This window comes from Actinoplanes sp. NPDC000266 (assembly GCF_042899005.1).
Classification (GTDB): domain Bacteria; phylum Actinomycetota; class Actinomycetes; order Mycobacteriales; family Micromonosporaceae; genus Actinoplanes.
In genome coordinates, this window is record NZ_JBIAZI010000013.1 from 13,447 (window position 1) to 30,388 (window position 16,942).

The window sequence follows — 16,942 nt, forward strand, 5'->3', positions numbered from 1 at the left end:
GATGCGCGTGATGGCCCAGATGGCGATGGTGATGAACCTCGACAAGTGCATCGGCTGCCACACCTGCTCGGTCACCTGCAAACAGGCGTGGACCAACCGCAGCGGCGTCGAGTACGTCTGGTTCAACAACGTCGAGACCCGGCCCGGGCAGGGCTATCCGCGCCGCTACGAGGACCAGGAGACGTGGCGCGGCGGCTGGGAGCTCAACCGCCGGGGCAGGCTGAAACTCAAGGGCGGTGGCCGTTTCAAGAAGCTGCTGACCATCTTCGCCAACCCCAAGCTCCCGGCGATCCAGGATTATTACGAGCCTTGGACGTACGACTACGAGACGCTCACGAACGCGCCGCTGCAGGAGCACACGCCGGTCGCCCGGCCCAAGTCGCTGCTCACCGGCCAGGACATGAAGGTCGAGTGGTCGGCCAACTGGGACGACGACCTCGGCGGCTCGATCGACCACGGCGACAAGGACGTGCTCCTCAAAGGCATCGCCGACAAGGTGAAGTTCGAGTTCGAGCAGACCTTCATGTTCTATCTGCCGCGCATCTGCGAGCACTGCCTCAACCCGTCGTGCGCGGCCTCCTGCCCGTCGGGTGCCATCTACAAGCGCGCGGAGGACGGCATCGTCCTGGTCGATCAGGACCGCTGCCGCGGATGGCGGATGTGCGTCTCCGGCTGCCCGTACAAGAAGGTGTACTTCAACCACCGCACCGGCAAGGCCGAGAAGTGCACGTTCTGCTTCCCGCGCATCGAGGTCGGCATCCCGACCGTGTGCTCGGAGACGTGCGTGGGCCGGCTGCGCTACATCGGCTTGATGCTGTACGACGCCGACGCGGTCCTCGACGCGGCATCCGTGACCGACGACCACGACCTCTACGAGGCCCAGCGCAAAGTGTTCCTCGATCCCCATGACCCCGCGGTCGCGGCCGAGGCCGAACGGGCCGGCATCCCGCGCGACTGGATTGACGCGGCGCAGCGTTCTCCTGTCTATTCGCTCATAAACGTGCACAAGGTTGCCCTGCCGCTGCATCCCGAGTACCGGACGATGCCGATGGTCTGGTACATCCCGCCGCTGTCGCCGGTCGTCGACGTCGTGCGCGACACCGGCTACGACGCCGAGGACCGGGGCAACCTGTTCGCGGCCATCGAGGCGCTGCGCATTCCGGTCGACTACCTGGCGCAGCTGTTCACGGCCGGCGACCCGGGGCCGGTGGACGCGGTGCTGCGCAAGCTCGCGGCAATGCGCTCGTACATGCGCGACCTGAACATGGGACGCGACGCGGACGACAGCATCCCGGCCGCGGTGGGCATGACCGGCGAGCAGATCTACGACATGTACCGGCTGCTCGCCCTCGCGAAGTACGACGAGCGGTACGTGATCCCGCCGGCCCACGCGGAGCAGGCGCATTCGCTCGAGGAACTGGCCACCGAGTGCAGCCTCGACTACGAGGGCGGGCCGGGGATGGGCGGCTCGGGACCGTTCGGCGAGTCGTCGGGCGGACCGCAGCCGATCGCGGTGGAGAACTTCCAGATGCTCAAGGACCGGCAGACCTCCGACTCCATGACCGGGCGGGTCAACCTGCTCAACTGGGACGGGCGCGGCAAGCCCGACGGGCTCTTCCCGCCGCGGAAGGACGAGTCGTGAACGCCCGCGCGTGGCAGGTGCAGTCGCTTCTGCTGGGCTACCCGGACCCCGTACTGCTGGGACGCCTCGATCTGCTGTCCGCAGCCGCGTCCACCTTAGAGGCGAAGGTGGGCGTGCCGTTGCTGCGTTTCATCGAGCACGCGCGGGACACGCCGCCGGTGACGCTGGCCGCGGACTACGTCGCGACCTTCGATCAGCGCAAGCGGTGCTGCCTCTACCTGACCTATTACGCGTACGGCGACACCCGCAACCGGGGGATGGCGCTGCTGAAACTCAAGCAGACGTACGCGGCGGACGGGCTGATCCTGGGCGACGACGAGCTGTCGGACCACCTGGCGGTCGTCCTCGAGTACGCCGCCGCGATGCCCGAACGTGGCCGTTCCGTCATGAACGACCACCGCGCCGGGCTCGAACTGCTGCGCCTGGCCCTGCACGACATGCGATCCCCGTGGGTGGACGTCCTCGAATCGGTGTCGGCCACCCTGCCGCCGCTGCGCTCGATGTCCGAGGTCGCCAAGCTGGCCGCGCAGGGGCCACCGGAGGAGAAGGTGGGCACCTACCGATGAACACATTGCTCTTCGTCGTCATCCCGTACATCTGCCTGACGGTCTTCGTCCTCGGGCACATCTGGCGGTACCGCTACGACAAGTTCGGCTGGACCACCCGCTCGTCGCAGCTCTACGAGCGGCGGCTGCTGCGGATCGGCAGCCCGCTGTTCCATTTCGGGATCCTGCTCGTCGCGGTCGGCCACGTCGGCGGCCTGCTCATCCCCGAATCGTGGACCGAGGCCGCCGGGATCAGCGAGGCCGCGTACCACCTCGTCGCCGTGGCGCTGGGCACGCTGGCCGGCTTCTGCACGCTGGCCGGCGCCGCGATCCTGATCTACCGCAGGCGTACGACCGGGCCGGTCTTCTCGGCGACGACGGTCAACGACAAGGTGATGTACGTGCTGCTCATCGGCACCATCTGCCTCGGGCTGGGCACGACCGTGCTCGGCAACCTGACCAGCGAGCCGCACGACTACCGGCTCACGGTGTCGCCGTGGTTCCGCTCGATCTTCTACTTCCAGCCCGACAGCGGCCTCATGGCGCAGGCGCCGATCGGCTTCAAACTGCACGCGCTGGCGGCGTTCGCGCTGTTCGCCTTCTGGCCGTTCAGCCGGCTCGTGCACGTCTTCTCGGCGCCGCTGGGCTACCTCACCCGGCCGTACATCGTCTATCGCAGCCGTGACGCGGCGCCCACCCGGCGCGGATGGGACCGGGCGCTTTAGGTACTCGTACTCATCCGCCGGCGGCGGCGGTCCGGAAGGCTGCTGCCATGACAACGACACCCGCTTCGCCCGGCAAGCCCACCGCCGCCTTCGTCGGCGCGTCGTGGGCGGCACTGTTCCTCGGCGTCATCTCGTACGCCGTCGGCCTGTGGAACGCCTCGATGATGCGCAGCGAGAAGGGCTTCTACGCGGCCGTCCTCGTGCTCGGCCTGTTCGCGGCCATCTCACTGCAGAAATCGGTGCGCGACAAGGCCGAGGGCCTGCCGGTCACCGCGCTGTACCTCGGCCTGGCCTGGGCCGTGGTCGGCGCCTCGGTCATCATGCTGGCCGTCGGCCTGATCAACAGCGGCATGGCACTGAGCGAGAAGGGCTTCTACGGCCTGTCGTTCGCGATGGCGCTGTTCGCGTCGGTCGCGGTGCAGAAGAACGTCCGCGACGCCCTGCACTACCGGCCCTCGTACGTTCCTCCGGATCATTTCACCCGCAGCGCATGAGGACTTCTCCCTGTCGGGCGGCCAGGCTCTGACCTCATGGACGCGATCCTGGGCACCCTGACCGAGGCGGAGCTGGCGCTGGTCCGCGAGGCCGACCGGAAACGCCTGAAGAAGCTCGACGAGGACGCGCTCATCGAGCTGCACGGCCGGGTCCGCCGGGCCCGGAACAAACAGGTGAAGAACTACCGCCGCCGCGCCGCCGAACGCGTTCCCGAGACCGGCGGCCGAGGCAAGGCGTACGACCGCAATGCCCGCCGCCGCGCCAAGGCCGAGGTCTTCGAAGAGCTGTTGTCCGAGGTCAGCGCCCGCCTGGCCATCCTGGCCCACGAGGCCGCGGAGGCCCTGAAGGCCGAGCGCGAGGCGGAGGCCAAGGCGGCCGCGGCGGCTCTCGCCAAGCCGCCGCGTCCCAAGAGCGGCCGGAAGCCGCGCCCGCAGCGCACCGACAACCGCCCCGACACGCCCGACCGCCGCAAACGGCACGCCTCGACCCGGGCCGCCGGCGCCCGCCGCCAGGCCCGCAAGGACAGCCGCTAGCGCTCGGCCTGGCGCTTCACGAAGGATTCCCAGCGCGGATCGGGCTGCCGCGGGTCCGGCTCGTGAAAATCCTCGAGCTTCGACATCAGAACGGCGACCGCGACGGCGGTGGCGATGAGAACGGCGCTGAAGACCGAGGTGAGGGCGGGATACCAGGACGGGAGCAGCTCGGCCGCCTCGCTCGTCGCCTCGGCGGCGGTGAAGCCGGCCAGCAGCCCGAAGACGAGCACGCCGAGCGTGCACCAGGTCGTGGCCCGCACCCATCGGCGCCGCCGGTGAACCACGACCGCCAGTCCGGCGGTCGCGAGCGCGGCGACCACGGCCAGGCCGGTCTGGTAGGCGAGCCCGGTGCGCACCGAGGAGACCAGCGAGGCGGCCGAGTCGCGGTCGTAGCCGGTGTAGAGGCGCAGATAGTCGTCGGCCGCCGGCCCGAAGTCCCGCCACACCAGCACCGCGTCGACCACCATCACGGCCGACACGACAGCGAACCCGCCCAGCAGCGCCGAGCAGACCCACACCTTGAGATCCCGTTTCCCCGTCATCGATGGGCATCGTAGCGGTCGCCAAGCCCGGCGGCGACAGTGAGCATCAGTCCGCCGCCGGCCGGCGCTCGGCGAGGCGGTCGCGGCGTTGCTTGGCCGCCTGAGCGCTGTTGAGCCCCATGCCCTGGGCGATGCCCTGCCAGGTCAGCTCACGCCCCCGGGCGGCGTCCAGCAGGCCGAGCTCGAGCTGATCGACGTCGGCCCGCACGTGGGCGATCAGCGCCAGCGCCGCCAAGAGGTCGCCGTCGTCCAGATCGGGCTCGCCGAGATCGGCCTCGATCGTCCCGAAGGCCAGCCCAGCCACCAGCCGCACGGCCTCATGGGGCTCGACGGCGGTGGGATGGGCGGCCCGTCGCCGCTGACCGTCGGTGGCGGCGTGCCGCTCCGCGATCCGGCTCAGCGCGGCGAACTCTGTGTGTGCCTGTGTCATGACGCCCATCCGATCACTTCAACGCTTCGTTGTCAACAAACTGTTGAAGCCGCAAAAGGGAGGGCTACTCCTTCACGCCGCCGGCCGAGAGGCCCGACTGCCAGTAGCGCTGTAGCAGAAGGAAGGCGGCTATCAACGGGATGATGGAAAGCGCGGCTCCCGTGATGACCAGGGCCAGCAGTTCGCCGGTGGAGCCGCTGCCTCCGGCGGCCGACTGGGAGGACCACGCGGCCAGGCCGACCGTTATGGGATAGAGGTCCGGGTCGTTCAGCATGATCAGCGGTAGGAAGTAGTTGTTCCAGGTGGCTACCAAGGTGAACAGCAGGACCGTGATGATGCCGGGGGCCAGGGAACGCAGGGCCAGGCGGAAGAAGATGCTCAGCTCGCTCGCGCCGTCTATCCGGCCCGCCTCGATCAGTGTGTCGGGGACGGCGTCCTGGGCGTAGACGCGCATCAGGTACAGGCCGAACGGGCTGACCAGTGACGGCAGGATGATGGCCCACGGCGTGTTCACCATTCCGACCTTGCTGAACAGCAAGTACGTGGGGATCGCGAGCGCCGTTGTGGGCACCATGATGGAGCCGAGCACCAGGGCGAACAGGGCGTTGTTGCCGCGGAAACGGTATTTCGCGAAGCCGTACCCTCCCATCGCGGCCAGGAAAGCCGCGCCGCCGGCGCTCACCAGTGAGTAGAACAGCGTGTTCAGCATCCAGCGCAGGTAGACGCCGTCGGCGTACGTCAAAGTCTCTTTGATGTTGGAGAACAGGGAGAAGTCGCCGGCGAACCAGAGGCCGAAGGTGGAGAACAGGCTTTCGGTGTTCTTCGTGGAGGCGACGGCCAGCCAGAACAGCGGCAGCAGGAAATAGATGAGCAGGGCCAGCATGCCCAGGGTCAGAAGGTTGCTGCGGCGGGCCGTCACGAACGGCTCCGCCGGCCGCTGATGAACAGGACCGTGTACGACGCGATGACGATCACCAGACCCAGCAGGAACGAGACCGCGGCGGCGTAGTTCACCTCCTGGCCGGTGAAGGCCAGCGTGTAGGCGTACAGATTCGGCGTGTATCCGCTGTCGATGACGCTCGGCGCGAGCCGTTGCAGCAACTGGGGCTCGGCGAAAAGCTGGAAACTGCCGATGACCGAGAAGATGAGGCAGAGCAGAAGGGCCGGGCGCAGGGCCGGGATCTTGATGCTCCACGCGATCCGCCACGCGCCGGCGCCGTCGACCGCCGCGGCCTCGTAAAGGTCGTGCGGGACGGCGCGGAGGGCGGCATAGAGGATGATCATGTTGTAGCCGACGAATTCCCACGTGACGATGTTGGCCATCGAGCCGAGCATCCAGGTCTCGCTGAGAAATTGCGGCGCGGGCAGCCCCAACTTGTCGGCGAGCTGGGCGAACGGGCCGAAGTCGGGACCGTAGAGATAGCCCCACATCAGCGTGGCGACGACGGCGGGAACGGCGTACGGAATGAAGATGCCGAGCCGGAACACCTTGGCGAAACGCAGCAGCCCGCTGTCGATGGCCAGCGCCGACGCGAGCGACAAGGCCAGCATCACCGGCACCTGGATGACGAAGAAACGGGCGACCCGCAGGACGCCGTCCAGGAGACGGTCGTCCTGCAGGGCCCGGGTGTAATTGTCGAAGCCGGCGAAGACCGTCCCGCCGACGAGCTGCTCCCGGAACAGGCTCAGATAGGCCGCGTAGGCCAGGGGAGCGACCAGCATCGCGGCGAACACGATGAGGAACGGCGCCACGAACAGATAGCCGCTGCGCGCGTGCGTGGTCATTCGCTGACCTTGAAGCCCTGATTCTCCGCGTACTCGGTCACGCGTTCCTGCCACTGGTCGAGCGCGGCGTTCGTGTCGGACTTGTCGGCGAACGACTTGCCGACCGTCTCGTCCCAGTCGTTCACGGCCTGATCGAGGAACGGCGGCCACTGGAACTGCTTGTCGACGGTGTCGCTGATCCGCGCGAACTCCTGGTTGACCATCTGCCCGCCGTAGAACTCGGGCTGCTGGCCGGTGAAGGCCGGATCGGCCAGCACCTCCTTCGTGGCCGGGAACAGGAACTGCTCGGTGGCGAACATCTTGACGGAGGCGGAATCGGTGTTGAGGAACTCGGCGAACTTGGCCGCGGCGATCGGGTTCTTCGTGCCGGTGACGACGGCGCTGGTCGACCCGCCCCAGTTGCCGGAGACCTCCGGGCCGCCGGACTGCCATTGCGGCAGGGGAGCGGCACGCCATTTGCCGCTCGTCGATTTCGCGCTGCCGGTGAGGAACACCGGTCCCCAGGCGGCGGTCAGCCAGGTGGCGTACTTGCCCCGGTTGAGGGCCTGGTACCAGGCGTCGGTGAAATCGGCGTCGGCCGAGACGGCACCTTCGGAGATGAGGCCGCCCCAATAGGTGCCGAGTTTCTTGGACACCTCGTCGTTGAGGCGGACGGTGACCGAGTCGGGGCCGGTGTTGGTGAACGGTTTCGCGCCGGCCTGCCAGAGCAGGCCCATCCAGGCGCCGTTCTGATTCGACGCCAGGTTGGTCAGATAGACGTTCGGGTCGGCGGCGTGCAGTTTACGGGCGGCGGCGGCGAAATCGTCCCAGGTCTTGGGGACGGCGATGCCGTGCTTGTCGAAGATGTCCTTGCGGTACAGCATGCCCATCGGGCCGGTGTCCTGCGGATATCCCCAGATCTCGCCGTTCGCGCCGGTGACCTGGTTCCAGGTCCAGTCGACGAATTTTCCCTTGAGCGCCTCGGCTCCGTACGGCCTGAGGTCGATCAGGCTTTTCGTCAGCGAGAAGGTCGGGATGTACTGGAACTCGATCTGCGCGACGTCGGGCGCCCCGGAGCCGGCCTTGAGGGCGGTGCGCAGTTTGGTGTATTGCGGCTCGCCCTGGCCGGCGTTGACGACCTCGACGTCGATCGCCGGGTACTTCTTCTCGAAGAGGGCGACCTCCTTCTGGATGTCCGGAACCCAGGTCCAGAAGACGAGCTTGGCCGGCGTCTGCAGGGCCTTGTCGATGTCGGCCTGCGAGGCGGGCGGAGCGGCCCCGCCGGCGTCCTCGGACGAGTCGCCGGTGCAGGCGGCGAGGGAGATCACGAGCAGAGCAGCGATGAAGCGTTTCATGGCGTACTCCTCGGAGAGGGGCCATCGATCGCGACATCGAATAGTCTGTGATCTATGTAACTGAAAGTCAACCGCCTGCTACCGGTGGTTCAGAAGGGTGCGGGACCGCTTCCGGCCAGGGAGACCAGGATCTGCGTCGCCAGCAGCCTCCGGACGCCCGTCACGGCGACGGAGCCGGTCTGGTCGTACGGCAGCTCCAGGGAAAGACCCTCGCCCGCGTTGCGGATCTCGTCGGTGACCTGGTCCGGGCGGAAGGTTCCGCCCCAGGTGTCGAGACCGCCGCGCTGGTTGGTGCTCAGCGAGGCCATGCCGGACACCTGGGTGCCGTCGACAAGAGTGAGCCGGGCCGGGCCGGAGTAGGTTGCCATAGTCACCAACCGTAGCGGGTCGTCCGCGAAAACCGTACTTCACCGGACCTTCCCGGCGCGTGGGGCGGAGCGATGATCGCCATCCGGCGTACGGCCGTTAGGCTTCCCGGGTTTGCACGGGAAACGAGAGGCGGCAGCACGGGTGGCCCAGCTGCACTACCGATATGCGGCGATGAACAGCGGCAAGAGCACGATGGTGCTGCAATATCGGCACACCTACGCGGCCTGCGGGCGTACGGGCATGCTGCTGACCCGGCTCGACCGGGCCGGCGAGGGGATCGTGTCGTCGCGGATCGGGATCGAGGCGGACGCGATCGAGTTCGAGGCCGACACCGACCTGGTGCACCGGGTGCTGTCGTACAACGGGGCCCGGGTCGATCACGTGATCGTGGACGAGGCGCAGTTCCTGTCGCCCGAGCAGGTCGACCAGCTGGCGGCCCTGGTCGACGACCACGACATCGACGTGTTCACGTTCGGGCTGCTGTCGGACTTCCGGGGTGAGCAGTTCCCGGGGTCGGCGCGGCTCGTCGTGCTGGCCGACATCGTCGAGGCGCTCCAGGTCTACCCGATGTGCTGGTGCGGTCAGCCGGCCCGGATGAACGCGCGGGTGACCGGTGGCGTGATGGTGCGCGACGGTGACACCGTGGTGGTCGGCAACACCGACGCCGACGCCGAGGTGGGCTATGTCGTGCTGTGCCGGCGGCATCATCGGGCCGGGCAGCCGTACGCCCTCAATCCGGTGTCCCAGCCGATCTCACAGCCGGGTTATGACGGCCTCGGCGACCCGCTTGGCGTCCGGGAGGTCGTCCCCGCCCCGCGAGTAGACGTCGATCTGCAGAGTCCCGTAGAGCACGTATAGGTGCCCGGAGCTCCAGCACGCGCCGTCGCCGATCCCGTCGACCGTGCTGTGGAACTCGGCCGGATCGGTGCGGCTCAGGAAGACCGCCAGCTGGCCGCCCTCCTGTTGCCACTGGCAGTACTCGTCGCCCTCGTCGACCTGGGTCACCTCGCGGCGGGTCAGCTCAGTCACATCGTCGCGGCTCAGCAGGGCGCACGGGTCCGGGACGCTGACCGATCCGAGCCCGCTGCGGGCGGCCGGCGGAGCCGCGTTCGGGGCCGAGGCGGCGGGGGTGCTGCACCCTCCGGCGAGGGCGACGGCCATGACGGCGCAGATCCGGCGCTTCACAAGGGCCTCCTGATTGTTGGTTCGACCAGGTTCGCGAGCTTCGCCCCCGTACGTCGAGAGGCCCGGCCGACTTTCAGTCGTTCGCTTGACAGTGGTGGCGGTCACACCGGATAACTAACGTACTGGTTCGTACATCCCCTTCGGAGTTCGACATGCCTCGATCGCGCGCCACCTCCGACCCGGCCATACAGACGGTTTCCCTGCCCGAGCCCCTCCCGCTGCGCCGGATGATCGGCCCCGGCATCATCGCCGTGGGCATCGGCATGGCCGCCGGCGAGATCATCCTGTGGCCCTACCTGACCGCGATCGGCGGTCTCGGCCTGCTCTGGCTGGCCTTCTGCACGCTCGCCGTCCAGTTCGTCATCAACATGGAGATCGAGCGGTACACCCTCGCGACCGGCCAGACCGTGGTGGCCGGCTTCTCCCGCTGGTGGAAGGGGTGGGGCGTCATCATCTGCCTCGCCGGGGCCTTCCAGTACGTGTGGCCGGGCTGGGCGACCAGCGGCTCCACCGTCTTCACCTACCTCGTCGGCTGGGGCGACCCGGTCTGGATCACGATCATCACCCTGGTCGCGGTCGGCCTGCTGCTGACCCTGTCCAAGGTCGTCTACACCACGGTCGAGCGGGTCGAGACGGTCAAGGTCGCCCTGACGTTGTTCTTCCTGCTCGTCGTGGTCGTCTTCGTCATCTCCCTGACCACGTGGGGCGACGCCGCCAAGGCGACGGTGACCGAGTTCGGCCAGATCCCCGACGGCATCACCTTCACGCTGATCCTGAGCGCCATCGGCGCGGCCGGTGCTGGAGGCGTACACAATCTGGTCCTCAGCAATTGGATCCGCGACAAGCGGTACGGGATGGGCGCGCACGTCCCCCGGCTCGTCTCACCGATCACCGGCCGCGAGGAGGCCGCCGGCGCCGATCGCTACCTCTTCCCGGCCGACGAGGAGAACCTGAGCCGCTGGCGCGTCTGGTGGAAGCGCGCCAACACCGAACATCTGGTCACGTTCGTGGCGGTCTGCTTCGTGACGATCAGCATCATGAGCCTGCTGGCGTACGAGACCCTGTTCGGCCGCGACGACCTCAAGAACGACACGTCGTTCCTCCGCATCGAGGCCGGCATCCTGGCCGACCAGGTCGGCGGCTGGCTCAAACTGCTGTTCCTGGCGGTGGCCGCGGTATCGCTGTGGGCGGCCGCGATGGGCCTGCTCGACATCATCGGCCGGGTGGCGTCGGACTTCCTGCGCCGCAACTATCTGACCGGTTCCACCCGCTGGACCGAGCCCCGCATCTACCTCACGGTGGTCTGGGCCGAGATCGTGCTGGGCTCGACGATCCTGCTGGCCGGCTTCACCCAGCCGCTGGGCCTGCTGATCGTGTCGACGTGCGCGGCGTCAGTGGTCACCCTGCTCTACTCGATCCTGCTGGTCCGCCTCAACGTCCGGGACCTGCCCGCCGCGATCCGCATGCGGGGCTGGCGCCTCGGCGGCATGCTGGTCGCCATCGGTTTCTACGGCTTCTTCGCCATCGCCATGGTCGTCACCCAGCTGCAGAAGCTCTGACCCCTCCGGCTGCTCGGCGGAGGCGACGATCTCCTGAACCTCCGCCGGCAGCAGCCCGAACCAGTCGGCCATCGCCAGGAGCCCGGCGAACTCGTTCTCGACCCGGATCCTGGGTTCCAGGCCCGCCGCAGACCCGTCGATCAGTTCCCGGACGGTCTCCGGAAAGACAAGGGCAGACCCATTCCTGCGTACGGCCTCAGCGGCCACCCGCCGCACCAGATCCTCCGAAGGCGCCGGCGCGAAACAGCGCCGGACAACAGCGTCGAACACCCGGTGAGTGACTGTGGCGAAATGGCCGGGCTCGAAACGCGCCACCAGATCCTGATAGCGCCCTCGGCGGCCCGATCGCCACCTTGGATTCGACCAGCGACACGCCCGCTTCGACGCGGCGATGTCCCGCCATGTCCTCAGCCGTCAGAACTTGCTCGGCGTACGCCCGGACGTCGCCCCCGCCCGCGAAACGCCGGCGCACCAGAAGAGTGAGGGCCGCGGTGAGGAGGCCGCTCGACACCCGGTTCCGCAACAACATACGACCCGCGTCGGCCGTGGTGTCCGGCTCCAGGAACCGCAGCACCACAGCGCCGGCCGCACTGACCGGGTGAAGCCGCCGAGAATCCGCCAAGGATCACCTCTCCGGGAGTCCACCTGAAGGCTGTCGGCTCAAGTCGAGGCGCGAATGGAAGGCCGCCAGGAGGAGGGTGGCGAAGATGAGCAGGTTCAGGATCCAGCGCGGGTCGTCGACGTGCAAGGCCTGGGCGAAATCGGCCCTCTCGGCCGGGGACAGGGGTGTCGTGGAGCGTTCGGCGCGGGCGAAGTCCAGGCGGTCGGGGGCGAAGACCAGATAGGTCCAGATCCGGTGTACGAAGTAGAGCGTGGCCGCCGTGACCACCAGCACCCGGCGCGGCCCCGGGCGCCAGGCCAGGATGAGCAGGCCCGGGATGACGACGAGTTCGGTGGGGACGTTGGCCGCTATCGCTATCGGGATGCTGGGCAGGAACATCGTCACCATGGTCTCGCCGGTGACCGACGAGCTGTCCAGGGCGATGCCCAGCATGAGCAGCCCGATGGCGCCGCCGAAGGCCAGCAGGCCCATGGTGAGGCAGCCGACGGCGACCAGGCCCTCCTCCAGCCACATACTCAGCCGTGGGCGGCGACCGGCCCAGGCGGCGGCGAAGCTGATGCCGGCCGCCCAGGCGGCGGCGATCAGCAGGGCGAGCGGCAGGGGCAGAAACTCCTTCAGGGACAGGCCTTCGACCACGATCACGAACAGGGCCGCGAGGGCGAACTTCTTCATGCGGCGGACGCTAGGGGCGGACGGCCGCGGAAATCGTCTGCCGAAAGGTCTAGACCGGGTTTAATCCAGCAGCCCGGCCTCGCGGGCGTGGGCCACCGCCTGGAGGCGGCTGGTCGCGCCGAGCTTGCGGAAGATGTGGTTGAGGTGCGCCTTCACCGTTCCGGGGGCCAGGAACAGCGCCTTGGCGATCTCGCTGTTCGAGTGGCCGGCGGCCAGGTGGCGCAGCACCTCCAGCTCGCGAGGGCTGAGCAGCTCGGTGGGCTCGAGCGTGGACGGCGCCGCGGGTGGTGGCGCGGGTGGCGCGGCCGGGATCCGGCGGACGGCCAGGACCGCGATCGCCGGCATGGCCGCGCCGAAGAGCGGGATCACCCACCATTGGGCGGCGCCCTTCTCGACCATCGCGAACGACAGGCCGACGATGATCATCGTCCAGACGAAGCCGCCGGCCAGGACCGCGGCCATGGCCCGGCGGTTCATCGGGAGGACGTCACCTTGTAGAGGTCGCCGTAGACGCGCATGGCCTCGGCGTCGGTGATCGGGCGCAGGTTGTCCGCCGTGTACTCGCCGCCCAGCGCGAACGGGACCACCGGGATCAGGCGTTCGCCGGGGGAGAGCGGGCGGTGCTTCAGCTGCCACTCGTGGGCCAGGGGCTGGCCGGTCATCACCGAATGGTCGTCGAGGATCTCGGCGGCCCACGCCTCCAGCGAGGACGCCATGTGTTCGAGCTCGCCGGTCTCGGGATTGAACGAGACCACCTCGTCGCCGCGGAGGCCGAACTGGCCGCCGAACACGTCCTCGGCGAAGAGGGTCACGCCGTCGAGGGTGCGGCCGTAGACGGCGCCCCACAACTGGCGGGAGTTCCAGGCGGCCACGTCCCGGACCGGGCCGCCGGGGGCGCCCACCGGGCGGACCAGCAGGGCCGAGTCGAAGGCGTAGAAGCCGTTCTTGCGGTCGTACAGCGGGGCACCCACCGGAGACGGGGTCGCCAGGCCCGGTGAACCCGCCGCGATCAGCCTTTCGAGAGCGTCGCCCACCGGCCGGACGATACATGATCGCCGCTTTCGGCTTCGTCCGGCGGCGGCGTCCTCGGCTATCCTTCAGCCTTCGACCCGGCCGGTGGGCTGCGGAGATCCGAGGGAGATCGATGGCCGGTTCCACCCACGCGCAGGCCTTCGCCGAGGCGATCCTCTCCAGTGGCCGCGGCCACGTCTTCGGGCTGATGGGTGACGACAACGCGGCCCTGCTGCTCGCCCTGCGCGAGCGCGGCGTCGAGGTCGTGGCGGCCCATCATGAGAGCGCCGCGGTGGCCATGGCCGAGGGCTACGCGTGGGCGGCCGGGCGGCCGGGCATCTGCTCGGTGCCGCACGGGCTGGGGCTCAGCGAGGTGGTGTCGTCGCTGCGGGTGGCCTCGCGCAACCGGTCGGCGGTGGTGCTGATCGCGGCCGCCGAGGAGCACGACGTGACCGAGTACCGCCGGATGTGGCCCGGTGAGGACCCGGCGGCGGTCCTGGCCGACGCGCTGAGCCTCGCGGCCGACCGGCTGCGTCCCGTGGTGGTCGGCGTCGACGCCGAGCTGCTGACGGCGCCGGTGCGGGTGGGCGCGGTCAAACTGCCGGCGCCCCGGCCGCGGATCGGTCTCGCCGTGGGGGACGACGCGGCGGTGGCCCGCCGGCTGACGGCCGCGCTGGCGCGCTCCCGGCGGCCGGTGCTCCTGGCCGGGCGGGGCGTTCAAGCCACCGGCAGTGCCGATCTCGTACGGGATCTGGCCGAGCGCACAGGAGCAGCCCTCGCCACCACGTTGGCCGCCAAGGGGCTGTTCGACGGGCACGTGCAGGACCTCGGCCTGGCCGGCGACCTGGCCCACCCGGCCGCCGAGCGCGTGCTGCGCGCGGCCGACCTGGTGCTGGCGTTCGGCCGGACGCGGCCGGCCCCGAAAGCGCCGCGGACGGTGCTGGTGGACGACGGCGACGGCGACACCGCGGAGATCCTCGGGCTGCTGTGCGGCGCCGTGTCCCGGCGGGCGCCCTGGTTCGCGCCGGTGGGGAGCGCCGCCGAGTGCTGGCGGGAGGATCTGCTCGACCACTCGCCGCCGATCCCGGCCGGGACCGTCGACCCGCGGCGCGCCCTGGCCACGATCGACGCGCTCATCCCGGCCGACGCCGTCGTCGTGATCGGCGGTGGCCGGTGCGAGGCCTTCGCGTGCGCGCTCATCGCCCGTCCCCGCGACGGCCGTTTCCTCGCCGCCGAGAGCCGGGCCCTGCCCCTCGCGATCGGCGCCGCCCTGGCCTCGCCCGCCCGCAAGGTGGTGGTCTTCGACGGCGACGGGACCCACCCGGCCGGCATGGCCGGCCTCGACCTGACCCTGTTCCTGCTGAAGGAAGGCGCCGGGAGCGATGAGGTCGCCGGCCTGGCGCGGGCGGCGCTGCGGCCGGGTCCGGCGGTGGTGGAGATCCGCACCGCGCCCGGCGTGACGCCCCGCCACCGGCGGTCACGGGAAGAGCCGTGACGCTGACCGGGGCCGACTACGTCGGCTGGCTGCTGCGGGCCAACCGCCGCTTCGGCGCCGATCCCGAGCTGCGCAGCGGCCGGGCGTTCGCCGAGGCGTACCGCACCGACGGCCGTCCCCGGCTGGCGCCCTCGCACGTCACGCGGTGGGAGAGCGGCGCCCTGCCCGCCGGCCGGGACGTCGTGCGGCGCTACGAGCGGCTGCTCGGGCTCGCGCCGGAGTCGCTGGTCACCGTGCGCGACGCCCTCTACCGCACGCTGCCCGACGGCAGCCGGCCACCACCGGGCCGCCGCCCGCCCGGCGACCGGGCGCTGCACGAGCTCCTCGACCTGGCCCGCTCGCGGCATCCGCTCACCGGCAGCCAGTGGGGTGAGCTCACCGACCTCGCCGGCGACCGGCCGGGCCTGCTCCTGCATCCGCCCGGCCTGTGGCGGGAGATCGGGGAGAAGCTGCTGAACGACCTGATCGTCAACGAGGGCACGGCATGGCTGCAACGGCAGGAGGCGGCCAGCCGCCTGCTGGAACATCCGTCGGCCGGGATCCACCTCATCGAGGCCTGCGTCGATCTGGTCGAGGATCCCCACCGGCCGGCCGTGATCGAGCCACTGTCCCTTCTGGACGTGACGGCCGATCCGGTCGCCAACGCGTACGTCCTCAAACAGCTCGAGGCGCCCGACAGCGACCGGCATCATCAGGGCGCGCTGCTCGCGGCCGTACGGAAGATCGAGAACGGGCACTTCCGGGGCGGGGAACAGGAACGGCTGGCCCGCGTGCTGGGCCACACCGGGGCGACCGGGGAGGCCGGCCGGCTGCTGGGGGCCGCGCACCGGGCGTACACCCAGGAAGCGCAAGAAATCGTCACCGCCGAAGGACGACGGGTCGCCGCCGAGGCGACCGCCCGGCTCGGGGAGCCCGGCGAGCCCGACCCGGTCCTGGCCGCACTGGTCAGCACGGCCCTGGACGGGTCGGCGGTCGACCGGCGGGTGTTCGCGGCCATGACCATCGCGCAGACGCCGTTGCGGGAACCGGTCTCCGAGGTGCTGCTCGACGGCTGCCGCCGCGACCTGGCCCGGCGCTCCGGCGGCGATCCGACCCGGGCCCTGCAGACCATGACGATGCTGGGCACCGGCGTACACCGGCCGCTGCTCCTCGATCTTCTGACCGGCCCCGGCCATGACCTCGCCGTGCGCCGCGCCGCGGCCTGGGCCATGCCGCACTGCGGCGGAAGCTTCACCGAGCAGCAGTGGCGTCTCGTTCTGGCCCGGCAACGGGACGGGCATGTGCTGCACGGCGTCACCTACGGCATCGGCACCGACGGGCACCACCGGCTGCTCGACGAGATCGCGAACGACCCGGTCATGCCCGGGACGGCCCGCGCGACGGCCCGCTGGCTGAAGCCGCACAGGTGATGTCGCTAAAGTCATCCCGCCCACCCCCACGAACCAGGAGGAACGACGGATGTCCAGCGGTGACCCCTCGCACCCGAACAACCGCGGCAAGGTGCTCGTCTATGTGACGGCCGGGGTTCTGGTCGCGGCCGGCCTGGCGCTGCTCATCGGCGGCATCGTCGTGAAGCGCGAGGACGCGTCCCAGGCCGATCGCCTGCAGAGCAAGGGCACGGAGGTGAACGCCGTCCTGCTCGACTACAAGGAGGCCTCGATCGTCGGGCAGGCCCAGGCGTTGCTGCGCTACTGGATCGGCGACAAGCAGCACGAGTCGCGCATCGCCTGCTCCGACGCGAAGGACTGCGACCCGGCCACCCACCCGGCCCTGCAGATCAGGTACGACCCGGCCCACCCGGAGCAGTTCGTCACGGACGACGGCATCACGAACCGGTCGACCAACTTCTTCAACTCGCTGCGCGTGATCATCGCGGGCGCGGTGCTGATCCTGGTCGGTCTCCTCGCGGCTTACTTCCCTTGGCGTACGCGGCGTCGCGTGGCCCAGGCGCAGGCGGGCCGCGTCTGGCCTCCGCGCGCCTGAATGAATGGCCGCCGG

20 protein-coding genes are annotated in these 16,942 nt (G+C 69.7%); 10 read left to right on the plus strand and 10 right to left on the minus strand.

Going from position 1 to position 16,942, the window contains the following annotated elements; all coding sequences use genetic code 11:
• Position 1: 1 nt before the first annotated feature.
• Genes narH through ACFY36_RS41210 form a run of 5 tightly spaced genes read left to right on the plus strand, consistent with a single transcriptional unit; the run spans position 2 to position 3,940 of the window.
• Positions 2–1,642 carry a nitrate reductase subunit beta gene (gene narH, locus ACFY36_RS41190; RefSeq protein WP_499751352.1) on the plus strand — a complete coding sequence of 547 codons (1,641 nt, stop codon included), beginning with the start codon at positions 2–4 and terminating at the stop codon, positions 1,640–1,642.
• A complete protein-coding gene (gene narJ / locus ACFY36_RS41195; RefSeq protein WP_499751353.1) occupies positions 1,639–2,208 on the plus strand; it encodes a nitrate reductase molybdenum cofactor assembly chaperone in 570 nt (189 codons plus the stop codon). The genes narH and narJ overlap by 4 nt, the downstream gene beginning before the upstream one ends.
• Positions 2,205–2,912, plus strand: a complete 708-nt coding sequence (gene narI / locus ACFY36_RS41200) for a respiratory nitrate reductase subunit gamma (RefSeq protein WP_499751354.1) — start codon at positions 2,205–2,207, stop codon at positions 2,910–2,912. Before narJ ends, narI begins: the two co-directional genes overlap by 4 nt.
• Before the next feature lie 47 nt (positions 2,913–2,959).
• Entirely contained in the window at positions 2,960–3,406 is a 447-nt protein-coding gene (gene yiaA, locus ACFY36_RS41205; protein WP_499751355.1) for an inner membrane protein YiaA, read from the plus strand.
• 36 nt (positions 3,407–3,442) lie between these two features.
• Complete coding sequence (locus ACFY36_RS41210) at positions 3,443–3,940, plus strand: hypothetical protein (protein WP_499751356.1); 498 nt, start codon at positions 3,443–3,445, stop codon at positions 3,938–3,940.
• Here ACFY36_RS41210 and ACFY36_RS41215 read toward each other — a convergent pair.
• From ACFY36_RS41215 to ACFY36_RS41240, 6 genes are all read right to left on the minus strand, one after another.
• Positions 3,937–4,482 (minus strand): hypothetical protein, encoded by a 546-nt coding sequence (locus ACFY36_RS41215; protein WP_499751357.1) that lies wholly within the window; start codon positions 4,480–4,482, stop codon positions 3,937–3,939. The two genes, ACFY36_RS41210 and ACFY36_RS41215, sit on opposite strands and share 4 nt — an antisense overlap.
• 46 nt (positions 4,483–4,528) lie before the next feature.
• A complete protein-coding gene (locus ACFY36_RS41220) occupies positions 4,529–4,912 on the minus strand; it encodes a DNA-binding protein (protein WP_499751358.1) in 384 nt (127 codons plus the stop codon).
• Positions 4,913–4,976: 64 nt separating this feature from the next.
• Positions 4,977–5,831: a carbohydrate ABC transporter permease gene (locus tag ACFY36_RS41225; RefSeq protein WP_499751359.1), complete on the minus strand. Its 855-nt coding sequence runs from the start codon at positions 5,829–5,831 to the stop codon at positions 4,977–4,979.
• Complete coding sequence (locus ACFY36_RS41230) at positions 5,828–6,697, minus strand: carbohydrate ABC transporter permease (RefSeq protein WP_499751360.1); 870 nt, start codon at positions 6,695–6,697, stop codon at positions 5,828–5,830. Before ACFY36_RS41230 ends, ACFY36_RS41225 begins: the two co-directional genes overlap by 4 nt.
• Positions 6,694–8,031, minus strand: coding sequence for an ABC transporter substrate-binding protein (locus ACFY36_RS41235; RefSeq protein WP_499751361.1), 1,338 nt, complete (start codon positions 8,029–8,031; stop codon positions 6,694–6,696). The genes ACFY36_RS41230 and ACFY36_RS41235 overlap by 4 nt, the downstream gene beginning before the upstream one ends.
• A gap of 89 nt (positions 8,032–8,120) precedes the next feature.
• On the minus strand, positions 8,121–8,399 hold the full coding sequence (locus ACFY36_RS41240) for a hypothetical protein (RefSeq protein WP_499751362.1): 279 nt from the start codon (positions 8,397–8,399) through the stop codon (positions 8,121–8,123).
• 112 nt (positions 8,400–8,511) lie between these two features.
• On the opposite strand from ACFY36_RS41240, the gene ACFY36_RS41245 reads away from it, so the two are divergent.
• Positions 8,512–9,258: a thymidine kinase gene (locus ACFY36_RS41245; RefSeq protein ID WP_499751363.1), complete on the plus strand. Its 747-nt coding sequence runs from the start codon at positions 8,512–8,514 to the stop codon at positions 9,256–9,258.
• On the opposite strand, the gene ACFY36_RS41250 is transcribed toward ACFY36_RS41245, so the two are convergent.
• Positions 9,154–9,585, minus strand: coding sequence for a hypothetical protein (locus ACFY36_RS41250; protein WP_499751364.1), 432 nt, complete (start codon positions 9,583–9,585; stop codon positions 9,154–9,156). The two genes, ACFY36_RS41245 and ACFY36_RS41250, sit on opposite strands and share 105 nt — an antisense overlap.
• 152 nt (positions 9,586–9,737) lie before the next feature.
• Here ACFY36_RS41250 and ACFY36_RS41255 point away from each other — a divergent pair, with 152 nt between their 5' ends.
• Positions 9,738–11,144, plus strand: a complete 1,407-nt coding sequence (locus ACFY36_RS41255; RefSeq protein ID WP_499751365.1) for an Nramp family divalent metal transporter — start codon at positions 9,738–9,740, stop codon at positions 11,142–11,144.
• A 625-nt stretch (positions 11,145–11,769) separates the two neighbouring features.
• Here ACFY36_RS41255 and ACFY36_RS41260 read toward each other — a convergent pair.
• From ACFY36_RS41260 to ACFY36_RS41270, 3 genes are read right to left on the minus strand one after another with little or no spacing between them, the layout of a single operon-like run.
• Positions 11,770–12,438: a hypothetical protein gene (locus ACFY36_RS41260; RefSeq protein WP_499751366.1), complete on the minus strand. Its 669-nt coding sequence runs from the start codon at positions 12,436–12,438 to the stop codon at positions 11,770–11,772.
• 60 nt (positions 12,439–12,498) lie between these two features.
• On the minus strand, positions 12,499–12,915 hold the full coding sequence (locus tag ACFY36_RS41265) for a response regulator transcription factor (RefSeq protein ID WP_499751367.1): 417 nt from the start codon (positions 12,913–12,915) through the stop codon (positions 12,499–12,501).
• Positions 12,912–13,472 (minus strand): hypothetical protein, encoded by a 561-nt coding sequence (locus tag ACFY36_RS41270; RefSeq protein WP_499751368.1) that lies wholly within the window; start codon positions 13,470–13,472, stop codon positions 12,912–12,914. Before ACFY36_RS41270 ends, ACFY36_RS41265 begins: the two co-directional genes overlap by 4 nt.
• 110 nt (positions 13,473–13,582) lie before the next feature.
• Between ACFY36_RS41270 and ACFY36_RS41275 the strand changes: the two genes are divergently transcribed.
• From ACFY36_RS41275 to ACFY36_RS41285, 3 genes are read left to right on the plus strand one after another with little or no spacing between them, the layout of a single operon-like run.
• Positions 13,583–14,944, plus strand: coding sequence for a thiamine pyrophosphate-binding protein (locus ACFY36_RS41275; RefSeq protein WP_499751369.1), 1,362 nt, complete (start codon positions 13,583–13,585; stop codon positions 14,942–14,944).
• Entirely contained in the window at positions 14,941–16,353 is a 1,413-nt protein-coding gene (locus ACFY36_RS41280; RefSeq protein ID WP_499751370.1) for a hypothetical protein, read from the plus strand. The genes ACFY36_RS41275 and ACFY36_RS41280 overlap by 4 nt, the downstream gene beginning before the upstream one ends.
• Before the next feature lie 49 nt (positions 16,354–16,402).
• On the plus strand, positions 16,403–16,927 hold the full coding sequence (locus tag ACFY36_RS41285) for a hypothetical protein (RefSeq protein ID WP_499751371.1): 525 nt from the start codon (positions 16,403–16,405) through the stop codon (positions 16,925–16,927).
• The last annotated feature ends 15 nt before the right edge of the window (positions 16,928–16,942 follow it).

Excerpts from the sequence above, each read along its gene's own strand:
- narH (WP_499751352.1), top strand. The coding sequence starts at position 2 with ATGCGCGTGATGGCCCAGATGGCGATGGTGATGAACCTCGACAAGTGC.
- narI (WP_499751354.1), top strand. The coding sequence starts at position 2,205 with ATGAACACATTGCTCTTCGTCGTCATCCCGTACATCTGCCTGACGGTC.
- yiaA (WP_499751355.1), top strand. The coding sequence starts at position 2,960 with ATGACAACGACACCCGCTTCGCCCGGCAAGCCCACCGCCGCCTTCGTC.
- ACFY36_RS41210 (WP_499751356.1), top strand. The coding sequence starts at position 3,443 with ATGGACGCGATCCTGGGCACCCTGACCGAGGCGGAGCTGGCGCTGGTC.
- ACFY36_RS41215 (WP_499751357.1), bottom strand. The coding sequence starts at position 4,482 with ATGACGGGGAAACGGGATCTCAAGGTGTGGGTCTGCTCGGCGCTGCTG.
- ACFY36_RS41220 (WP_499751358.1), bottom strand. The coding sequence starts at position 4,912 with ATGACACAGGCACACACAGAGTTCGCCGCGCTGAGCCGGATCGCGGAG.
- ACFY36_RS41230 (WP_499751360.1), bottom strand. The coding sequence starts at position 6,697 with ATGACCACGCACGCGCGCAGCGGCTATCTGTTCGTGGCGCCGTTCCTC.
- ACFY36_RS41235 (WP_499751361.1), bottom strand. The coding sequence starts at position 8,031 with ATGAAACGCTTCATCGCTGCTCTGCTCGTGATCTCCCTCGCCGCCTGC.
- ACFY36_RS41240 (WP_499751362.1), bottom strand. The coding sequence starts at position 8,399 with ATGGCAACCTACTCCGGCCCGGCCCGGCTCACTCTTGTCGACGGCACC.
- ACFY36_RS41255 (WP_499751365.1), top strand. The coding sequence starts at position 9,738 with ATGCCTCGATCGCGCGCCACCTCCGACCCGGCCATACAGACGGTTTCC.
- ACFY36_RS41260 (WP_499751366.1), bottom strand. The coding sequence starts at position 12,438 with ATGAAGAAGTTCGCCCTCGCGGCCCTGTTCGTGATCGTGGTCGAAGGC.
- ACFY36_RS41265 (WP_499751367.1), bottom strand. The coding sequence starts at position 12,915 with ATGAACCGCCGGGCCATGGCCGCGGTCCTGGCCGGCGGCTTCGTCTGG.
- ACFY36_RS41275 (WP_499751369.1), top strand. The coding sequence starts at position 13,583 with ATGGCCGGTTCCACCCACGCGCAGGCCTTCGCCGAGGCGATCCTCTCC.
- ACFY36_RS41285 (WP_499751371.1), top strand. The coding sequence starts at position 16,403 with ATGTCCAGCGGTGACCCCTCGCACCCGAACAACCGCGGCAAGGTGCTC.